Source organism: Flavitalea flava (assembly GCF_054461575.1).
The window spans coordinates 22,851-40,169 of sequence record NZ_JBTLQH010000029.1 but is presented as its reverse complement, the minus strand read 5'-3'; the positions used below and the strand labels follow the sequence as shown (position 1 = coordinate 40,169).

Genomic DNA, 17,319 nt, shown 5'->3' with positions numbered 1-17,319 from the left:
TCCTGATCTTCCGGTTCTTTAATCGATAAATGCAATATAAAAAACGGTGCCTGCCCCTAAGGTACTTTCAAACCATATCCTCGCCTGGTGTTTTTCAACGATACGTTTGACAATGGCGAGGCCTACGCCCGTCCCTTGGAAATCTTTTACATTGTCCATACGTTTGAATAGTTCAAAGACATGGTTGTAATAATTGATATCGATGCCGATGCCATTGTCCGAAACGGAATAAACGACCTCGTTCTTTTTTTGGAGACCTTCTATTTTCACTTTTGCGGGTTTCGACCGGGCGGAATATTTTACGGCATTGTTGATCAGGTTGGTAAAGACCTGGTTGATCATGACGGGATCTCCTTTTATGGAAGGCGTATCGCCAATTAAGAATTCCAGGTTTTCCGGCTGCAGATCGTTGATCACTTCGGCCCTGATTTCTTCCAGTAAATTGCCCATATGAATCGGCCTGACTTCTACATCCATTCTCCCCATTTTTGAATAGTTCAGGATCTCCGTGATCAGGTGATTCATCTTATTGGCACAAAAAATGATGCGGTCAAGAGCTTTCCGGGCTTGTTCGTCGAGACTGTTATTGTTCACGGATAACAATTCGGAATAACTTTTTATGGAAGACAGGGGGGATCGCAAGTCATGGGAAATAGTATAACTAAAGGTGTCTAACTCTTCATAAGCCAGTTTGAGCCGTTCGTTCAGCAAACGAATCTCACTTGCTCTGCGGTTGATGGTGTAAATAATTTGTTCTCTGATCCTGATAACGACAGCCAATTCTCCGCTTGTCCACTTTGCGGACGTGTTTTTTACGAGTTCGGTCCACTTTTCAAACGATTTTCGCGGAGAAATGGTGATGGATCCATCATTTTGATCAGGGTCTGGTTTGGCAGGATTGCCGGCCCAGATTATTTGACCTATTTGCTCGGGCTTGAACCAGATGATTATTTCACCCATTTCTTTGGACAGTATACAGACCATTATCCCGCTGGCTAGCTGGCTGTATCCCCTGGCAGGGGGAAAAAGGGCAGGGAACCGATGAGTAGAGTAAACGGGTTCCTGCATAGTAACCATCAACCACTGAATGATCTCTTTTATCTGGTCTTCATCCGGAGTTGCACCCAGCCGGGTTATGGTATGATCTAATACCAGGACTGCGCCGGAGGCCGGTACAATATTCAGGATGGTTGTCGTATGAGCCGTAAGTGCAGCCTGTATGTCGTCCTCCTTTACAATAAATTCGCCCAGTTCCATGGCTGCCCTGTTAAAGGAGGAAGTCATTTGCAGGAATTCCTCCTCCTGCCGGTATTCCAGGGCCGATGAAAGGATCTGACCAATGATCTTCGATGCATCCCGCGCCTTAAAATTGATGAACCGGGGGGTATAGCTATGGCATGCGATCAAACCCCATAATTCGTTACGGGCTATCAGGGAAATGCTGAAACTGGAGGCGACCCCCATGTTCTTTAAATATTGAATATGTATCGGCGATACCGCCCTTAATTCAGAACGGGTCAGATCGAGCGGAACGTCCCCGGTCTCGTGCGTAAGGATGGAGGAGCTTTCGCTGTAGACATCGGCAATGATACGGGTCAGGTTTATTTTGTACAGCTCCCTGGCTTGTTGGGGAATATCGGATGCCGGGTAATGAAAACCAAGGAAAGATTCCAGGTCTGCATTCCTGTCTTCGGCCACGACCTCTCCATGGCCGTCCTCTCCGAATTTATAGATCATTACCCGATCGTAACGAATGATATTTTTAATTTCCCGGGCGGCATTTTGAAGTACAGCGTTCAAATTTTTACCCGAAAGCATGCCGGAGACCGAGCGGCTGATCATTTTTTGCAGATCCAGACTAAGATCGGATGTTTCGGGTTCGAACTCCATGAGCTGTTCCTTTCCGGATGGGCTTATAATAAGATTGAAGGGCTTTTGGCCTATTTCCAGATAGAAGGGATTGATGGTTTCGCTGCCTTTATTGGTATTAGCCAGGGTTAATAAGCGGGAGAAATTTAAGGGTAACGCAGAAATCCCCAAATCATTTTCCAATTTTTCTATGGGTTGGCCGAGATAATTACCTGCTTCCTTTGCGGTATAATGTTGGCTGTTTTCACTGATATAACTAATTAAACAGCTTTCGATGTTTACAGCGACTAAAAACCCGTGAGATTGGATCTTGCCGGGAATATGGATTGGTTCCTTATCACAATTAGTCAGGGCTTCCTGGTTTATCGACATTAGCTGCTACTCCTAAGTTAACCCGTAATGTAGTGTAATTTAAGCCCGGAATACTTTCTATTATGGATTCTGCCCATTCCCGTTCTCTGAAAGAAGCAGAACTTATGCTTTCTCCACGAAGTTTTTGAGGTTGGTGCCGATGATTGCGGTCCATCCTTTTGCGAAACTTTCCCTGGCAAAAGCAGGATCGTTCTGAGGGAATGTTTCCAAACCGCTATGGGTCAGTTTCACCCTGGTCTTGTCTCCTTCCCCGAATAGTTCGAAGGTTACTTCTGACTCCCCTGCATAACCCTGATACTTCCAGGTATAGGCCAGTTTTTTCCCGGGAACAACGGCCGTGACCTTACAAAGATGGACGTATTCAACCTTGCCATCGCCGGCCGTGAATTGGAACTCAAAGCCAACCTCCGGTTTAAAGGCGGCAATGTCGAAATACCATTGTTTCATTTTGTCTTTGTCCGTAAGGGCCTGCCAAACGGAATCAACAGAGGCCTGATAGGTTCGCTCGATTACAAATGGTTGGTTATCCATGTCGGTAGGTTTAATTTGTCCTACAAATTTATGAAACCGTTTGGTTACGCAAAATTTATTTTTTCACCCTCCTGTTTTGCCCTGAACCGCTCTCCCCTGAACCGCCCTCCCCCCAAAGGCGTGATTTTGTTGTGTGGTAATTAGTTATTGATGCTAAATTATTTATTTAGTATCCACAATAGTTTAAACAGGATTTATGATCAGGAAGGAATGATAAAATGATTAAGAAAAATAATTGCCAGTGAACCGATCGCTCTTTTTTATCCTCATTTTTGTGCTGACGCTCCTTGTGTCAGGCAGCAGCCGGGTCTACGCACAGACCGATTCTGCCAAAGGACAGACCGATTCCACCAAAGGACAGACGGGTTCTGTTAAAACACAGACCGATTCCTCAAAAACCAAAACCCTCCAAGCCGTCATCATAAACGGGAAAAAGCCCATGATCGAGCGGCAACCCGGTAAAACCGTATTGAACGTGGATGGCAGCATCCTGGGTGCAGGTAGTTCGGTATTTGAAATCCTGGAGCGGGCGCCCGATGTCTCGATCGATCAGTCCGACAATATCAAGTTAAAAGGGAAGGCGGGCGTATTGATCCTTATCGATGGAAAACCTTCGCCCATTGCGGGCACCGATCTGACCAATATGTTGAAAGCCCTGCCTGCGGGTGCGGTCGATAAGATCGAACTCATTTCGAACCCCGATGCGCGGTACGATGCGGCCGGGAACGGTGGTGTGATCAATATCAAACTGAAAAAGAACCAGCAGATGGGCGCCAACGGATCCGTCAATTTTAGTTATGGTCAGGGCGTCTATGCTAAAACCAATGCAGGGTTCACGTTTAATTATCGTCACGGAAAGATGAATATATTCGGCAGTTATAATTATTCTTACCGAAAGACCTTTTCCAATCCCAATTTGTACCGGATTTTCCTGAACGGAGATACCGTACTGGGGGCCTTTAAACAAAATGACCGGGTCGTATTTCCCTTCCATACCCATATGGAACGAATAGGGGTGGATTATTCCCTTAGCTCAAAAACAGTTATCGGCATGGTCGTTAACGGCCTCCAAAACCGGTACAACTGGAAAGGCGATAATTATACGGATGTCCTGGACGGCAACCTGGAAAAGGTATCTGATTTCCAAACGCAAAGCCATTCCGAAAATCAATACAATAATTATTCGGTCAACGGGAATTTCAAACATTCTTTTGATTCTTCCGGCACCGAACTGACGGCGGATCTCGATTATGCCCGTTATTCGAATAGCTCCCATCAAACCTTTATCACCGACTATTTTAATAATGACGGAAGCCCTATGTCTCCTCAATATATCCTGTTCGGAACACTCCCCGGAACCCTCTCTATAAAATCCCTGAAGGCGGATTATACCCGCCCGGCGGGCAAACATTCGAAATGGGATGCCGGTCTCAAATCCAGTTATGTGGTCTCCGATAACGATATTACCTTTTATGACAAAAGCAATGGGATCACCACCTATGATTCCACGAAAAGCAATCACTTTATCTATAAGGAACAGATCAATGCCGGCTATTTTACGTTTCACCGGGAGCAAAACAGGATTGCCTATGATCTGGGGCTGCGTTTGGAGCAAACCCGGATCAAGGGACATCAGCTGGTGTCGGATCAAAGGGTGGATACATCCTATCTGCAAATGTTCCCCAGTCTTTCCCTCAGGTATAAAGCATCGGCTGATCATCAATTCAGTTTTTCCGCCAACCGCCGGATTGAAAGACCTTCTTACAAACAATTAAACCCGTTTAAGTTCTATATCGATCCCACGACCTATGTACAAGGCAATCCGCTGCTCCGGCCGCAGACTACCTACAACCTGGAATTCTCCCACACCTTCAAGGGAATGCTGACCACCACTTTATCCTATAGTACCACACATGACAATATCACCGAGGTTCTTGCCCCGAGTACGGTAGAGAACAAGGTAACTATCCAGACCGACAAGAACCTGGAGCGGGTCCGGTATTATGTCGGTTCCGTTTCTCTATCCCTCCAGGTTACAAAGTGGTGGAATACACTTTCGGATGGCAGTGTGTATTACGGTTCTTACCAGGGCAATCTTTCCAATACTCCGCTGAATAATGGTAACGTGACATTTAATCTGAACAGCAATAATACCCTGGTGATGGGGAAAGGGTATAGCGGTGAAGTCAATTTCACCTATCATGCAGCGGAAGTATACGGGTTTTATTATATAAACCCCAACTGGCAGATGACCACCGGGGTTCAAAAAAATATCCTTCACGATAAAGGAAGCCTGAAATGCACCGTCACCGATCTTTTTTATACGAATATTACCAAAGGCCATACTTCCTTCAACGGCTATTACGAATCCTTCGTTACCAAAAGGGATACCCGGGTAGCCACACTTTCCTTTACCTACCGGTTTGGCAACAAAAAACTGGATCCTGCCCGCAGAATGAATGGCGGTGCGGAAACGGAAAAAAGCCGGGCCATTGTAAATTAATGGTAAGATTGGTCACGTTCCCTTCTTGTGTTGTGTCTTGTTTAGGAAATCAATAAAAAAACAAGAAAATGGAACCAAGAATCACTTTTCAGGATGCACGTAAAGGTATTTTAGACGGTCTTTTTAAATCAGGCGCCCATCTCACAAAATCAGGTCTGGATATCAACCTGCTGGAATTGATCAATTACCGCGTATCCCAGATCAACGGCTGCGCCTTTTGCCTGGATATGCACCATAAGGATGCTATCCACCGTGGTGAAACCGAACAACGTCTTCATGGCCTGGCTGCCTGGCGCGAAACGCCTTATTATACCGAACCGGAAAGGTCCGCTCTGGCATTGGCAGACAGCCTGACCATCAAATGCGATGTGGATGATGTAATTTTCGAAGGACTGACCAAACATTTCTCCAAAGAACAGATCGCCGATCTGACCCTGGCCGTAGCCACGATCAATTCCTGGAACCGGCTCAATATAACGTTCCGGTCAACGGCAGGAAATTACCAGCCCGGCCAATTTGAGTAGCCTTTTTTATCTTTGTACACATGAAAGATTATCACGCTATTCTTTTTCCCTATGCCTATAATATCCTGGGTTCCGCAGAAGATGCCCGTGACACCATACAGGATGTACTCACGAAATTTTATGCGGATGCCCGGGAAGGCATCGAAAATGAAAAGGCCTACCTGGTAAAAAGTGTGATCAACCAGGCGGTCAACAAAAAGACCCGCACCAAACGAACGGTGCAGGTAGAGGTGTGGCTGCCGGAGCCGGTAGCTACGGAAACCGCGGACGCTCATATGCATCTGAAGGATATTTTGTCCTACTCTTTACTGGTATTACTGGAGAAATTGAATGCCAAAGAACGCGCTGTTTTTATTCTGAAAGAAAGTTTCGATTATGATCATGAGGAAATAGCAGATATTCTTTCTATTACCGTGGAGAACTCCCGTAAATTACTGAGCAGGGCAAAGACCAGTCTTTTTAAGCCCGGCGAAGCAAGGGAAATGGTTTCCAGCAAAGAGGTTCAGGAGAGAAATGAGCGTACAACGGTTTTGCTGAACAATTATATCGACGCCATACGCGCGCGAAACCTGGAAAAGCTGGAACACCTGCTGACAGAAGATATTGCTTTCTATGCGGATGGCGGCGGCAAGATCAAAGTCGTCAAAAAGATCTGTACTGGTGCAAGTGCGGTGGCCGAACTCTTATTCCTGACCTATCATACCTATCAGCGGAAGTCTATCGTCCGGCTCACCGAGGTCAATTACCAGCCTGCCTTTCTGTTCTATAATGGCAGCCGGCTGGTGACCTGTCAGGTCTTCGATATTTCACCGGTGGATGGCAGGATCCTGCAGATCAGTACGGTGGTGGACCCGGATAAGCTGAAGAATATGGTAGATCCGGGACATGATTTTCGACCCCAAATGGAAAAATAACCATCATCAGGAGTTATTATACCGCTCATCTTTTGGTCTTACCGGGTTCTGGTCTAATGGTATAACTTAATGGAAACGAATTTACCTGGTGAAATGGCCGGTATGTCATATCCTGCTTTTTGTATTATCGTCTCTATCGGGCTATGGACAGAAATATTGTTTTTTTAACTACCAGGTGGAAAATGGGCTGGCCCAATCGCAGGCATATGATTTTTGCCAGGATAGTTCCCACCAATTATGGATTGCTACTTATGGAGGCGTCTCCCGTTTCGACGGCGCTCATTTTACCAATTTTACGAGGGCAGATGGGCTGATCAATGACCTAACCACCTGTCTTTTACGGGATAAAAAGAACAATATCTGGATCGGGACCCATGCCGGTCTTTCCCGATTCGACGGTAAGGGGTTTCGTAATTTTTCCTTTCCCGGTCAGCCCTCCCATTATATTGCCGCCCTGGCGGAAGATAAAGAGGGGTCGATCTGGGTCGTGGCCGGTTTCCGGCTTTTTTGTATCCGCGACAGTACGGTAAAGCAGGTTGATGTTCTGTCCGGGGCAGCTTCGCCGATCAGCACCCTGAGTGCGGACAGAAAGGGTAATCTATGGGTGGCCGTTTACAAACAAGGTGTTTTCTGCCGGGAAAAAGATACCTGGGTGAAGGAGATTGATTTTTCCGGAGCCCCGGATCCGGTCGAATGCAGGAAAATCTGTTTTGATGTAACGGCTCCGGGCACCTGCTGGATCGTACACCGGAAAGGTTTGATGTATTATGATGGCAAATTGCCTCCGGATGCCCGGTCCACCGGGGAAAAATTATTTCCCGGCTTAGATGGAAAAGAAAATCTTCTTCCTCCGGGGGAGTTCTACGCGATGGAAACGGATGCCTTTGCGAAGATATGGATACTAACTTCTGAAGGGGTGTTTCGTCTGCATGACCAGGGCTATGAACGATTTAGTTGCGAAAACGGTTTTACGGATGATGCAGTGACCAATATGTATAAGGACCAGGAAAACAATTTCTGGTTCTCCACTATCGGAGCTGGGATCTGGCGGTATTCTTTCGATCCTTTTACCATCCTGGATAAACCACCGGGTGGGAAACTGGCAGCAGTTACCGCTTTTGCCGAAGCCGGACAGGAGGGAAACAAAAGTATATTGATAGGGACCTATGGGCAAGGGCTACTGAAATATGATGGGCATAATCTTTCCCGGGTAAAGATCCCCTGCGCAAACGCGGAGACAAAGAAGATCCTTTGCCTCCTGCGCGATGACAAGGGGACTCTTTGGATCGGGACGGATAATAAAGGAGGGTTATGGCGTTTTGCAGATGGACGCTTTGAACGGATGGACACGAAAATAAAGGGATTGGCTCCCGCCATCAATCATATCAGCCAGGACGATCGGGGCGGGCTGTGGTTGTCCACCTCTGCAGGTTGCCGGTATTTATCCGCAGCCGGGGTCGTCATTCCGGTAAACCTCAACTCGGTTTGTACGCTTCCGCTGGGAGGGGATTCGGTGTTGGTTGGAACAGAACAGGGCCTTTACCGGGTCAGGCGAACAGAGGAAAAATTGAAGACAACGTTTAGTCTGGAAAAGGTACTGGAGGGTGCGCTTGGCACCTATTCTATTTTTAGCCTCCTCAAAAAAGGTGATTCCATTTTTATCGGAACCCAGAGTAAAGGGCTGGTCGTTTGGAACAATAAGCTGGGCACCGTTACCAATCTTACAACCCGGGAAGGTTTGAATTCCAATATTATTTATGCTTTGTTATCTGACCGGATGGGTAATCTGTGGGTGGCTACCGGTAAAGGGATCAATAAGATCGACATCGGCCCGGATAAAAATCCGGGTAACCACCCGGGCATGCTTTCGGGCACGCAACCATTCAATGTGTTTAATTATGCCATTCCCGGAACGGTCACCGCATCGGAAACCGATCAGAATGCCGTACTGCAGGACGGAAAGGGAAATTTATGGTTCGGCACCACGATGGGAGCCCTGTTGTATGATCCGCATCAGGTGGGGATTGCCGGTATACCTGCCACTGTGGTCATACAGCATGTAAAGGCATTTACAAAGGACCTTCAAAAAGGGGTCCGGTTGCCCTACGAACAGCATCCATTAACCTTTGAGTTCAGGGGCATCAGTTTTAAGAATGCCCATGACCTGCTTTACCAATATAAGCTCGATGGTCTGGAAAAAGAATATTCCCCACTGACCCCTGATGCTTCCGTCGTTTATTCGGCATTAGCCCCCGGCCGGTATACTTTCCTGGTCAGGGCTTTTATTCCCGGTGTCGGTTATTCGCCGAATACGGATAGTTTCCCCTTTTCCGTTACCGGGCCTTTTTATACGAGCCGGTTTTTCCCTTTCGGGGTGTTGCTGGGGCTGATCCTGCTTGCTCTTGTCCTGCAAGCATGGAGCAATAGTCGCCGGGAGGAACGGAAAATAAAACTGGAACTGATCCGCCAGGATGAACAGGATAAAGTCCGCAAACGGACCTTGGAAGATTTTCACGATGAAATAGGAAATAAGATAACCCGGATATCCGTATTGACGGAACTGCTATATAAAAAACTCGAAGACAGGGAAGAGGCGCGGAAGATCATTCGCCAGATCAAAGATAATATCGGCGCCTTATATACGGGTACCCGCGAGATCCTTTGGTCCCTGACCCCCATGAGCAATCATTTGCAGGAAATTGGCAAACACCTGCAAGGCTTCGGGATCGAGCTGTTCCAGGATACCCGGGTGCAGTTCCATTTCTCCGCTCATTATCCCGGAAACCAGCCCGTCCATATAAATAGTGAATACAGCCGGAATATTATGATGATCGTGAAGGAGGCTATGAACAATATCCTCAAACATGCGGAGGCCGGCAATGTTTTACTGGAGATCAATTTGTTCCCTGACGGAGTCCTTACGGTTTGGCTGGAGGATGACGGAAAAGGCTTTGATCCGGACTCGGTAAAAATGGGACATGGGATCGCCAATATGCATATGCGGGCGGGAAGGATCCATGGGAATTTGCAACTAAGGGAGAACTCGCACCGGATGTCCGGGGATGAACCGGACGCCACAAAAGGATCAGGGAAATTCATGGCCAGAGGTTCCCGCCTTATTTTAACGACGAAGCTCCCCTTTTTTGAAGCGATGTCTTATAGGCTCTAGTTATTAAGGCGAAAAAATTATTTAGGCGAAAACCGATAAGGAAATAAATCAACGAAGATGACAGACAGATTTATGATAACGGACAGATTTACGATCAGGGTTGTGATTATCGAAGACGATGAAACGATACGGGACGGTTATGCTTTTCTGATCAACGCCAACCCTGCCTGTACGGTGGTACATACCTACGCTTCTGCCGATCAGGCTTTGCCTCATCTGGTTGCGGACTTACCCGACGTTATCCTTCTTGATGTAGGGTTGCCGGGAACCAGCGGAGTGGACGCCCTTCCGGGGATCAGGCGTTTGTTGCCGGACACCCAGGTACTGATCCTTACTGTCTATGAGTCCGAAGAACTTATTTTAAAGGCGCTGGCTAACGGAGCCTCCGGTTATCTTACGAAAAATACTCCTACGGAAAAGATCATGGAAGCCATTGAAGAGGTGATGAAAGGAGGCGGCCCGATGAGCGCCAATATTGCCCGTATGGTGATCGGCTCCTTCCGGAAAAACCAGGGAAGCCCCCTAACCAAAAGGGAGACCGAGATCCTGGAATATATTTCCAACGGGATCAGCCGCAGTAAGATCGCCAAAGATCCGTTCATCGATCTGGAGACCGTTAAGACCCATATCAAAAATATTTATGGCAAGCTGAATGTTCATTCCCGGGCAGACGCCATCCGGGAAGCCAGGTTGAACCGGTTCATCCGCTAAAAGGGTTGGGGGAAATTACCCAACGGCGGCAAAAAAAAGATAACGGACCTTTTTTAAAATTGGATTTTTGTAGGTTGGCACTCAGTTTGATACATATAATGAACTATGGTTATTCCGGCCGGTTTTCCAATGCAGGTAATATTTAATATCTTCGTAAATAATCCAAACGGCAGGTCCTCTGTGGATCTGTATCGTTGAGCACTCATCAAAATTGTTTTTTATGCGCCTGGTCCCCCTTTCCGTTTTCTCCTTCCTGTTAATGATCGTTACGGTTATTGGTATCAGCAGCTGTCAGAAGGAATTGAGCCTTGAAAATCCATTTCCCCCAGGGACTTTGGCCAAGGGTTCACTAAAGGATACAAGCGGCAATTGCCTGCCAGCCTCGGTTAATGGGACCTGGTACAATGGGGTTACAGCCGGCGATACGAATTTTGTCACGATCAAGGTGCGTGTTACTTCCGTTGGTAATTACAGGATCTCCACCGATTTGCAGAACGGGGTAACACTTTCCGACTCCGGTGCTTTTACCAGCATTGGATTGACTACCGTTCATCTGAAAGCAAGCGGCACCTTTCTTAATCCGACAACCACTTTTTTTACTATAAATTTTGATGCCTCGGCCTGCCAGTTTGCCGTAAACGTAAAAGACAGCACGGGTACAGGACTGGGTGGAAATCCTGGTGGCGGAAATCCTGGCGGCGGCGGAACGGTGGCGCTGAATACCTGGCAGTTTGAAGTGAATGGACATGTCTACCAGGGAAATGTTAATGCGGCCCAGTTTTCTTCCCAATTGGGACCTGGTATCCTGAGTCTCGTCGGAAGCATGAAGAGCCTGCCTCCAGGAAGTATGCCGGATACCACCTTCGCGATCGGGGTCACCTTTTCTGCTGCGGCTATTGCTCCGGGTACCTATACTACAGACGGAACCTCTTATTTTTTATTCGATCTGGTTCCCAGCGGGGATGTGATCTTTGCGGCTAATCCGCAGCCGGCCTCGCCTGTATTGAGCATTGTCATTACCAGTTATGACGCCTCCTCCAAAACGGTGACAGGTACCTTTAGCGGGAATTCCTATAATATTTCATCACAGACCGTCCCGATTATCAATGGGGCGTTTAAATCGAAAGTGCCTTTGCCTTAAGGCAGAAAGTAACCGAAGGACGAAAGGCTCACGGGGCCGCGCTAAAGGTTGAAAGGAGGCATTTAAGTTTGCCGCGGAGCGTTGGAAGCTGCGGTCAGTTCTTTAAATCGATAGTAAAGGCATCGGTTTGGGTAATGCCCCCTTGGGTGGCTTTTCGAAAATAAAGAAGATGACTGATCCATCCGCTTGACTGGATAAAGATATATTCTGTTGAATCATTTATTTCAAAGGAAGCCATTTCCGCCAGGAGTTTTTTTAATTCCCCTTCATTTTTGATGTTCCGCTTTTTTATGACTTCATCGAAGATGGGTTTGGAACGGCCTTTTTCGATGTTCTGCCGGATAGCCAGGGTAAAACGGTCATGCTGCGGATCCAGCTTCGTAATCCGGAAACTTTGGATGGCAGGAAGAGGTCTGCCTCCAAACGGATTGGACAATTCTGTTTCTACCCGCAGATCTTTGGTGGAAAAAGAATATCCATAGGGATGATGATAAACCAATATTTCTTTGATCAATGCCCCTTCCACCATTTCTTTTGACTGGAAAAGTTTTTTAGCCTGGAGTATTGCCGCTTTGGAGGCGCTGTCCTGGTTTGGCGGGTTTGAAGGATTTTGCGAAAGGGATGATTCCAGCATATGTAAATAGTTATCCCGCACTTCCTCCCAATTGAACAATTCTTTATAGGCTCCGACTTCCGAGATCGTATAGATAACCTGCATCCCATCGAAAATGGGCAGCGGATCCGGTTGTTTCATCAGTTCCTCTTTCATTTCCGGAGTAAGATGATATACCCATTGGATCGTATACTCGCTCGCTGTCGAATCGACTACTTTAACATGGACCTCATAGGAAAATCGTACAGCGGATGGTTCCTGGCCGGATTGACGGGTACTTTTCGTATGTACGATCGAATAGATCTTTTCTTCGCCTGTTTTCCAATTGGCGAGACATTCGGCGGATGAATCTTTTATTGCCTTTTGGGAACGGGCAGCAGTAGAGATAAGGATTACCGGAAGCAATGCCAGTAAAAGCCGCAGACGATTCCCGCCTGATGGTAAACGAAGTACCCGGACGAATTTCATGAAGGCAAGATAACAGATATTTTGAATACAAATAATTTTCAACAATTGATTGCATTTAACCTGCTCCTATTGTTGATATCTAAAGCCAGCATACTCCGGTCAAAAGATATTAACATCGTGGAAACAAAGGGCTGGAAAGGAATAGATTCTTTTCCAGTCATTTAATTAACTTTCCATTGACAGTTGTCATTCTAATTATTAGTAAATATGGCTATTATATTAATTCACCTTTGACCTATACCTGCGAGATGTATACGAAATGATCAATAATTTTGATTTCAGCATCAACTATCTGGCAGAATGAATAATCTAATAGGAAAGAGAGGGGAGGGTTTATTTGAAGCCATTATTACACGGTTTTTTCCGGAAAAGGGTATTTTATTTTATCCTACATTTTTAGGTGATAAATATCCAACGGTCGATTTCATTGTAGACCTTCAGCTATGTCCTTTTAAGGCGTATTTTTTTGCAAGTATTAAAACAACCATGCTTGGATATTATACGGGTGGGGATAGAATAAAAGTTAACATAAGTAATAAGGAGGTTACTGAGCTTTGTACATATTCGGTGCCGGTTTATATTTTTGGAATTGATGCGAGGGGGTGAGACCGGGTACTTACTCTCAGCGAACAATTTAGATAATGTTATGAATATCAGCGGGATACATACCAAATTTCCTGTTGATCGTCCAAATAGTGAGTTGCTTTGGAATGAAGTTGCTGATTATTGGGAAAAAAACCTTGGAAAAACGAGATTTGTATCATCTTTCAAATAGAACAAAATGAAAAATAAAAAAGAATTTGAGAAATGGAGGGCAGGGAAATTGGGTTATGTTTATTTTTCCAGGCTTTCTGACCTGATCATTAATGAGGCTAATTTTAAAGATCCATTGTTTGATTATTTGATTGATATTGGCGAAAATGATAAACAAACCGGGAGATTTTTTGGCGTGGAAGTCGAGTCCTACAACAATAAAAGAAAAAAGTTGAAGGATGGGTTAAGTGAGGAATACCAAAACATTTCCTTTCCGGCTCTTTTAGTTTTATTTGACAATAAGAATGATCATGGATATTTCCGGTGGATCAAAAAGCCCGAAATAAATGGCCGATTGATTGTTGAGACCTCCAAAAATGGTTTGGAAGAACTAAATAACGATAGTTTACATCAGATTGTGACAGAAGTAAAAGATTGGTATTCCAGGCAAAAAGTAGCCTGACCCGTTTAATTCCACTCACAACAACTTCTTCACGGCTGCCGTCAACAATATATTTTCCTGTTTGCGGGCTTTCAGCAGATCCTGGCTGATATCGCCCAGGGCGACCGATGGGTCTCCTGAATTAATGGACGGGCAGGGTGCGTACTGGATATAAAGCTGGGTTTTCTCCGCGGCCTCGAAACCTTTGATTTTTAAGACCAGTTGAAGGGCGAGATCTATCGAAGAAGTGGTGCCGCCGCCCGTGAAGATCCTTTTCTCTTCGTTCAGCAGGTGCCGGGGAAAGCCGTAGGGAATCTCCAGTTTCATTTTTTTACTGAGCCATTCCAGGGTAGGGATTTGTGTCCAATAGGTGGTTACATTACAGCCCCTGATTAGATCGGCCGCTGCCAGGATAAAGGTGGCCGAACTGACCGAACCGGTCCATAACGCTGTATGCGCTGTGGACCGGATAAAACTCAGGAATTTTTCGTCCTGCATTTTCCCGATCACGGATGCTACATTTCCACCCGGAATGAATAATACATCGATTGGCGGATGCTCATCAAAAGTATACTGAGGGTTCAGGGTGAATCCTTCATAGGTCGTAATGGGATTCAGATCCGCTGCCAGCCAGATCGCTTTAAAACCGAAAGGAGCGGAAAATACCTGGGTAGCTCCGGCAAAATCCATCAGAATACAATCCTTATACAAGGGGATTCCAACGATTAAATCCTTTTCAGGCATTCGTAGTCAGATTATTTGGTTAAACAATACAATTGAAATAAGGGTGGGGCGAACAGATGTGCAGGTAAATCAAAAGTAGCCATTGGACGCGAAGAATCAAACTATTTCCATAGCCATCTCTCGAAAAAGCTATAAGTGCGGAGCAATTGGTCGATTCGCTGCCGGTTGTCGCCGCTCCGGGTAAGTTCATGCGTAGCTCCGGGATGGCGGATATATTCTACCGGGCGGTTGAGGACCTTCAGACTGCGGTATAACATTTCACTTTGGACAAAACCTGTCCGCCGGTCGTTCTCCCCATGAAAAATAAGCAGCGGGGTGGTGATTTGCTGTACATAACTGATGGGAGATTCCCTTTGCAGAATAGCCCTGACTTTTGGTTCCCAGGGATAACCGCCGAAGTACAAGGGAACGAGACGCCAGGCATTGCCTTCTCCGAAGAAGGTTTCCAGGTCGTATACACCCCGCTGGGCGCAGGCCGCCCTGAAACGATGATCATGCCCTACAATCCAGGCTACCAGGTAACCGGCATAGGAGCCACCGGAAACCAGCAAACGGCTGGTATCCGCCCAGCCTTCCGCCACCGTTTTATCCAGTATGGATAAAACGTCGCTGGTGGGGCCGCTTCCCCAGTCCTCGATATTGGAACGGAGGAAATCGTTGCCATAACCTCCGGATCCCCGCGGGTTACCATATACAACGCCATAGCCTTTGGCGCAGTAATATTGGAATTCATGCCACATGGAACTTTCTCCAGGCCCCCACATGGCAGACGGCCCTCCATGGATGTCTAACAATAAGGGGAATTTTTTGCCCGGAACATAATTTGTTGGACGCATTACCCAGTATTCGATCGTTTGCCCCTTACCGTTCTTAAATTCATGTTTCTCCGGAAGGGAAAGTTGTTTAGTGGTCAGCCATTCATCATTAAAGGAATAGAATTTTTTGGGGTTTTGCCCGCCCGTTCCCGCGCTGTATAAGGCAAAAGGGTCGTCTACACCTGTCCGTACATAAAGTACACGGCCGGTGTCCAGGGCAAAACTTCCAATGCCGCTGTTAAAATCGGTGAGCTGCTCTATTTTTTTCGATTGGATATTCAGTCTGTACAAAGGCGCTCCGCCATTGGATTGAGCGGTGAAATACAGATATTCCTCATCAGCGCTCCAGGTGAACCCGCCTTTGCTCCTGTCGAAGGGAATCTTCACCTTATCACCGGCTTTGCCGTTTAAGGGCATAATGGCCAGTTCGGGAATGCCGATTCTTTCGGTCGGACCATATTGAAAGGCCAGTATTTTTCCGGAAGGCGAGAGGGCAGGGTTGGTGAAAGAGATATTCTTTTCACCCAGGATCAGGCGAAGATTTTTCCCATCGGCATCGGCAATAAAGATCTCGGTTTCCAGGGACCGGTCGGGATGCTGGGTGGAATCGATATCCCCCGTCAGGATCAGTTGTTTGCCATCAGGGGTAAAATCAGCCCCGGTAAAACGGAAATAACCATGGGTCACTTCCACCGGCAATGCATCCGGGGAAAGATCCTGTATAAAAAAATGGTTAAAGGACAGATCCATGTTTACATTCATTTCATCCTGGAAATTGAGCCTGGTCAGGACCTTGGCTTTTTTATCCGTAACATTATTGTCCAGGTAGGCCCGTACCTCTTCGGGGCTGCCGTCCGGGTCCTGTTTAGCTAAGGAAGACGGTGCCCCTGGCGCGCGCAGGGATTCGTTCCTGTCGAAACCGGCCTGTTCATAGGGCCATACCGGAAGGGAGTGCCCAGGATTCAAAAGGGTATCTTTTAGCAGGTCCTTCAGACCGATCGAAGAAGAAAAAAGGATCTTTTTCCCATCAGGTGACCATTTGGGCGCTCCTGCCCCATAGCGGAAACGGGTGAATTGAACCGGCTCTCCACCATCCAGCGGGAGAATAAAGATCTGCGTCTTGCCCTCTATGGAACGGACAAAGGCCAGCTGTTTCCCGTCCGGACTCCAGGCGGGTTGGGACGAACTTTCTTTGACCGTCAGTTCCTTTGGGGGAGCCGAACCATCAACCGGTGCAACATAAATATGATTGACATATTTGTAATCCATCTTTGAATCCGGATCGGCCTCGATGCGGGTGACGGTGAAGGCGATCCTGCGGCCGTCCTTGCTGATTGTCAGTTCACTAAGTGTTCTTATTTTTAAAAGATCCGTTACTTTAATTACTCCTTTGCCGGTATCTCTGAGGGATGTTTTCCCGGAAGATTGGGCATGTATGGCAACAGGGCTACCGGTCAGGGCTACCAAAAAAAGAGCAGCAGGCAGGATAACAGACTGACATACAAAAGAAAACAATACAGTGGTTGGAATAACGGTCCTGCGCATAACGGGAATTTACACTCAATGTACAAAAATGTACAAAATGATTGGAGCCGGTTGAAAGACGGCCCCAAAAAGGTTCCGGATTTTCTCCTTGCCTTGACCCGATCGGACTTATTTCCTCTAAAAGGTATCCTGTAAATATGTCTAAATGTAACCCATTAGGACAAGCGTTATGTTTAGGAGATTTTTATAGCTGCAAAGGACTATT

At 46.6% G+C, this 17,319-nt stretch carries 13 protein-coding genes; 8 read left to right on the top strand and 5 right to left on the bottom strand.

From position 1 onward, the window contains the following. Positions 1–18: 18 nt before the first annotated feature. Positions 19–2,241, bottom strand: a complete 2,223-nt coding sequence (locus tag ACX0G9_RS21935) for an ATP-binding protein (protein WP_459067104.1) — start codon at positions 2,239–2,241, stop codon at positions 19–21. A 102-nt stretch (positions 2,242–2,343) separates the two neighbouring features. Continuing rightward, on the bottom strand, positions 2,344–2,772 hold the full coding sequence (locus tag ACX0G9_RS21930; RefSeq protein ID WP_459067103.1) for an SRPBCC family protein: 429 nt from the start codon (positions 2,770–2,772) through the stop codon (positions 2,344–2,346). A 241-nt stretch (positions 2,773–3,013) separates the two neighbouring features. Here ACX0G9_RS21930 and ACX0G9_RS21925 point away from each other — a divergent pair, with 241 nt between their 5' ends. The 6 genes from ACX0G9_RS21925 to ACX0G9_RS21900 all read left to right on the top strand — a co-directional run bounded on the left by ACX0G9_RS21925 (position 3,014) and on the right by ACX0G9_RS21900 (position 11,734). Next, positions 3,014–5,275 (top strand): TonB-dependent receptor domain-containing protein, encoded by a 2,262-nt coding sequence (locus tag ACX0G9_RS21925; RefSeq protein WP_459067102.1) that lies wholly within the window; start codon positions 3,014–3,016, stop codon positions 5,273–5,275. A gap of 68 nt (positions 5,276–5,343) precedes the next feature. Further along, complete coding sequence (locus ACX0G9_RS21920) at positions 5,344–5,799, top strand: carboxymuconolactone decarboxylase family protein (RefSeq protein ID WP_459067101.1); 456 nt, start codon at positions 5,344–5,346, stop codon at positions 5,797–5,799. A 20-nt stretch (positions 5,800–5,819) separates the two neighbouring features. Next, entirely contained in the window at positions 5,820–6,713 is an 894-nt protein-coding gene (locus ACX0G9_RS21915; protein ID WP_459067100.1) for a sigma-70 family RNA polymerase sigma factor, read from the top strand. An 88-nt stretch (positions 6,714–6,801) separates the two neighbouring features. Beyond that, positions 6,802–9,882, top strand: coding sequence for a ligand-binding sensor domain-containing protein (locus tag ACX0G9_RS21910; protein WP_459067099.1), 3,081 nt, complete (start codon positions 6,802–6,804; stop codon positions 9,880–9,882). Positions 9,883–9,939: 57 nt separating this feature from the next. Further along, positions 9,940–10,593 carry a response regulator gene (locus ACX0G9_RS21905; RefSeq protein WP_459067098.1) on the top strand — a complete coding sequence of 218 codons (654 nt, stop codon included), beginning with the start codon at positions 9,940–9,942 and terminating at the stop codon, positions 10,591–10,593. A gap of 220 nt (positions 10,594–10,813) precedes the next feature. Further along, complete coding sequence (locus ACX0G9_RS21900; RefSeq protein WP_459067097.1) at positions 10,814–11,734, top strand: hypothetical protein; 921 nt, start codon at positions 10,814–10,816, stop codon at positions 11,732–11,734. A gap of 94 nt (positions 11,735–11,828) precedes the next feature. Here ACX0G9_RS21900 and ACX0G9_RS21895 read toward each other — a convergent pair whose 3' ends face one another. Next, on the bottom strand, positions 11,829–12,815 hold the full coding sequence (locus ACX0G9_RS21895; protein ID WP_459067096.1) for a hypothetical protein: 987 nt from the start codon (positions 12,813–12,815) through the stop codon (positions 11,829–11,831). Positions 12,816–13,115: 300 nt separating this feature from the next. Here ACX0G9_RS21895 and ACX0G9_RS21890 point away from each other — a divergent pair, with 300 nt between their 5' ends. Beyond that, positions 13,116–13,421 (top strand): hypothetical protein, encoded by a 306-nt coding sequence (locus ACX0G9_RS21890; RefSeq protein ID WP_459067095.1) that lies wholly within the window; start codon positions 13,116–13,118, stop codon positions 13,419–13,421. A gap of 175 nt (positions 13,422–13,596) precedes the next feature. Continuing rightward, the gene (locus tag ACX0G9_RS21885) at positions 13,597–14,031 is read left to right on the top strand and encodes a hypothetical protein (protein WP_459067094.1); all 435 of its coding nucleotides are present in this window, start codon (positions 13,597–13,599) and stop codon (positions 14,029–14,031) included. A 15-nt stretch (positions 14,032–14,046) separates the two neighbouring features. On the opposite strand, the gene ACX0G9_RS21880 is transcribed toward ACX0G9_RS21885, so the two are convergent. Then, positions 14,047–14,754, bottom strand: coding sequence for a DJ-1/PfpI family protein (locus tag ACX0G9_RS21880; RefSeq protein ID WP_459067093.1), 708 nt, complete (start codon positions 14,752–14,754; stop codon positions 14,047–14,049). A gap of 101 nt (positions 14,755–14,855) precedes the next feature. Further along, positions 14,856–17,114 (bottom strand): S9 family peptidase, encoded by a 2,259-nt coding sequence (locus ACX0G9_RS21875; protein ID WP_459067092.1) that lies wholly within the window; start codon positions 17,112–17,114, stop codon positions 14,856–14,858. Between the last annotated feature and the right edge of the window lie 205 nt (positions 17,115–17,319).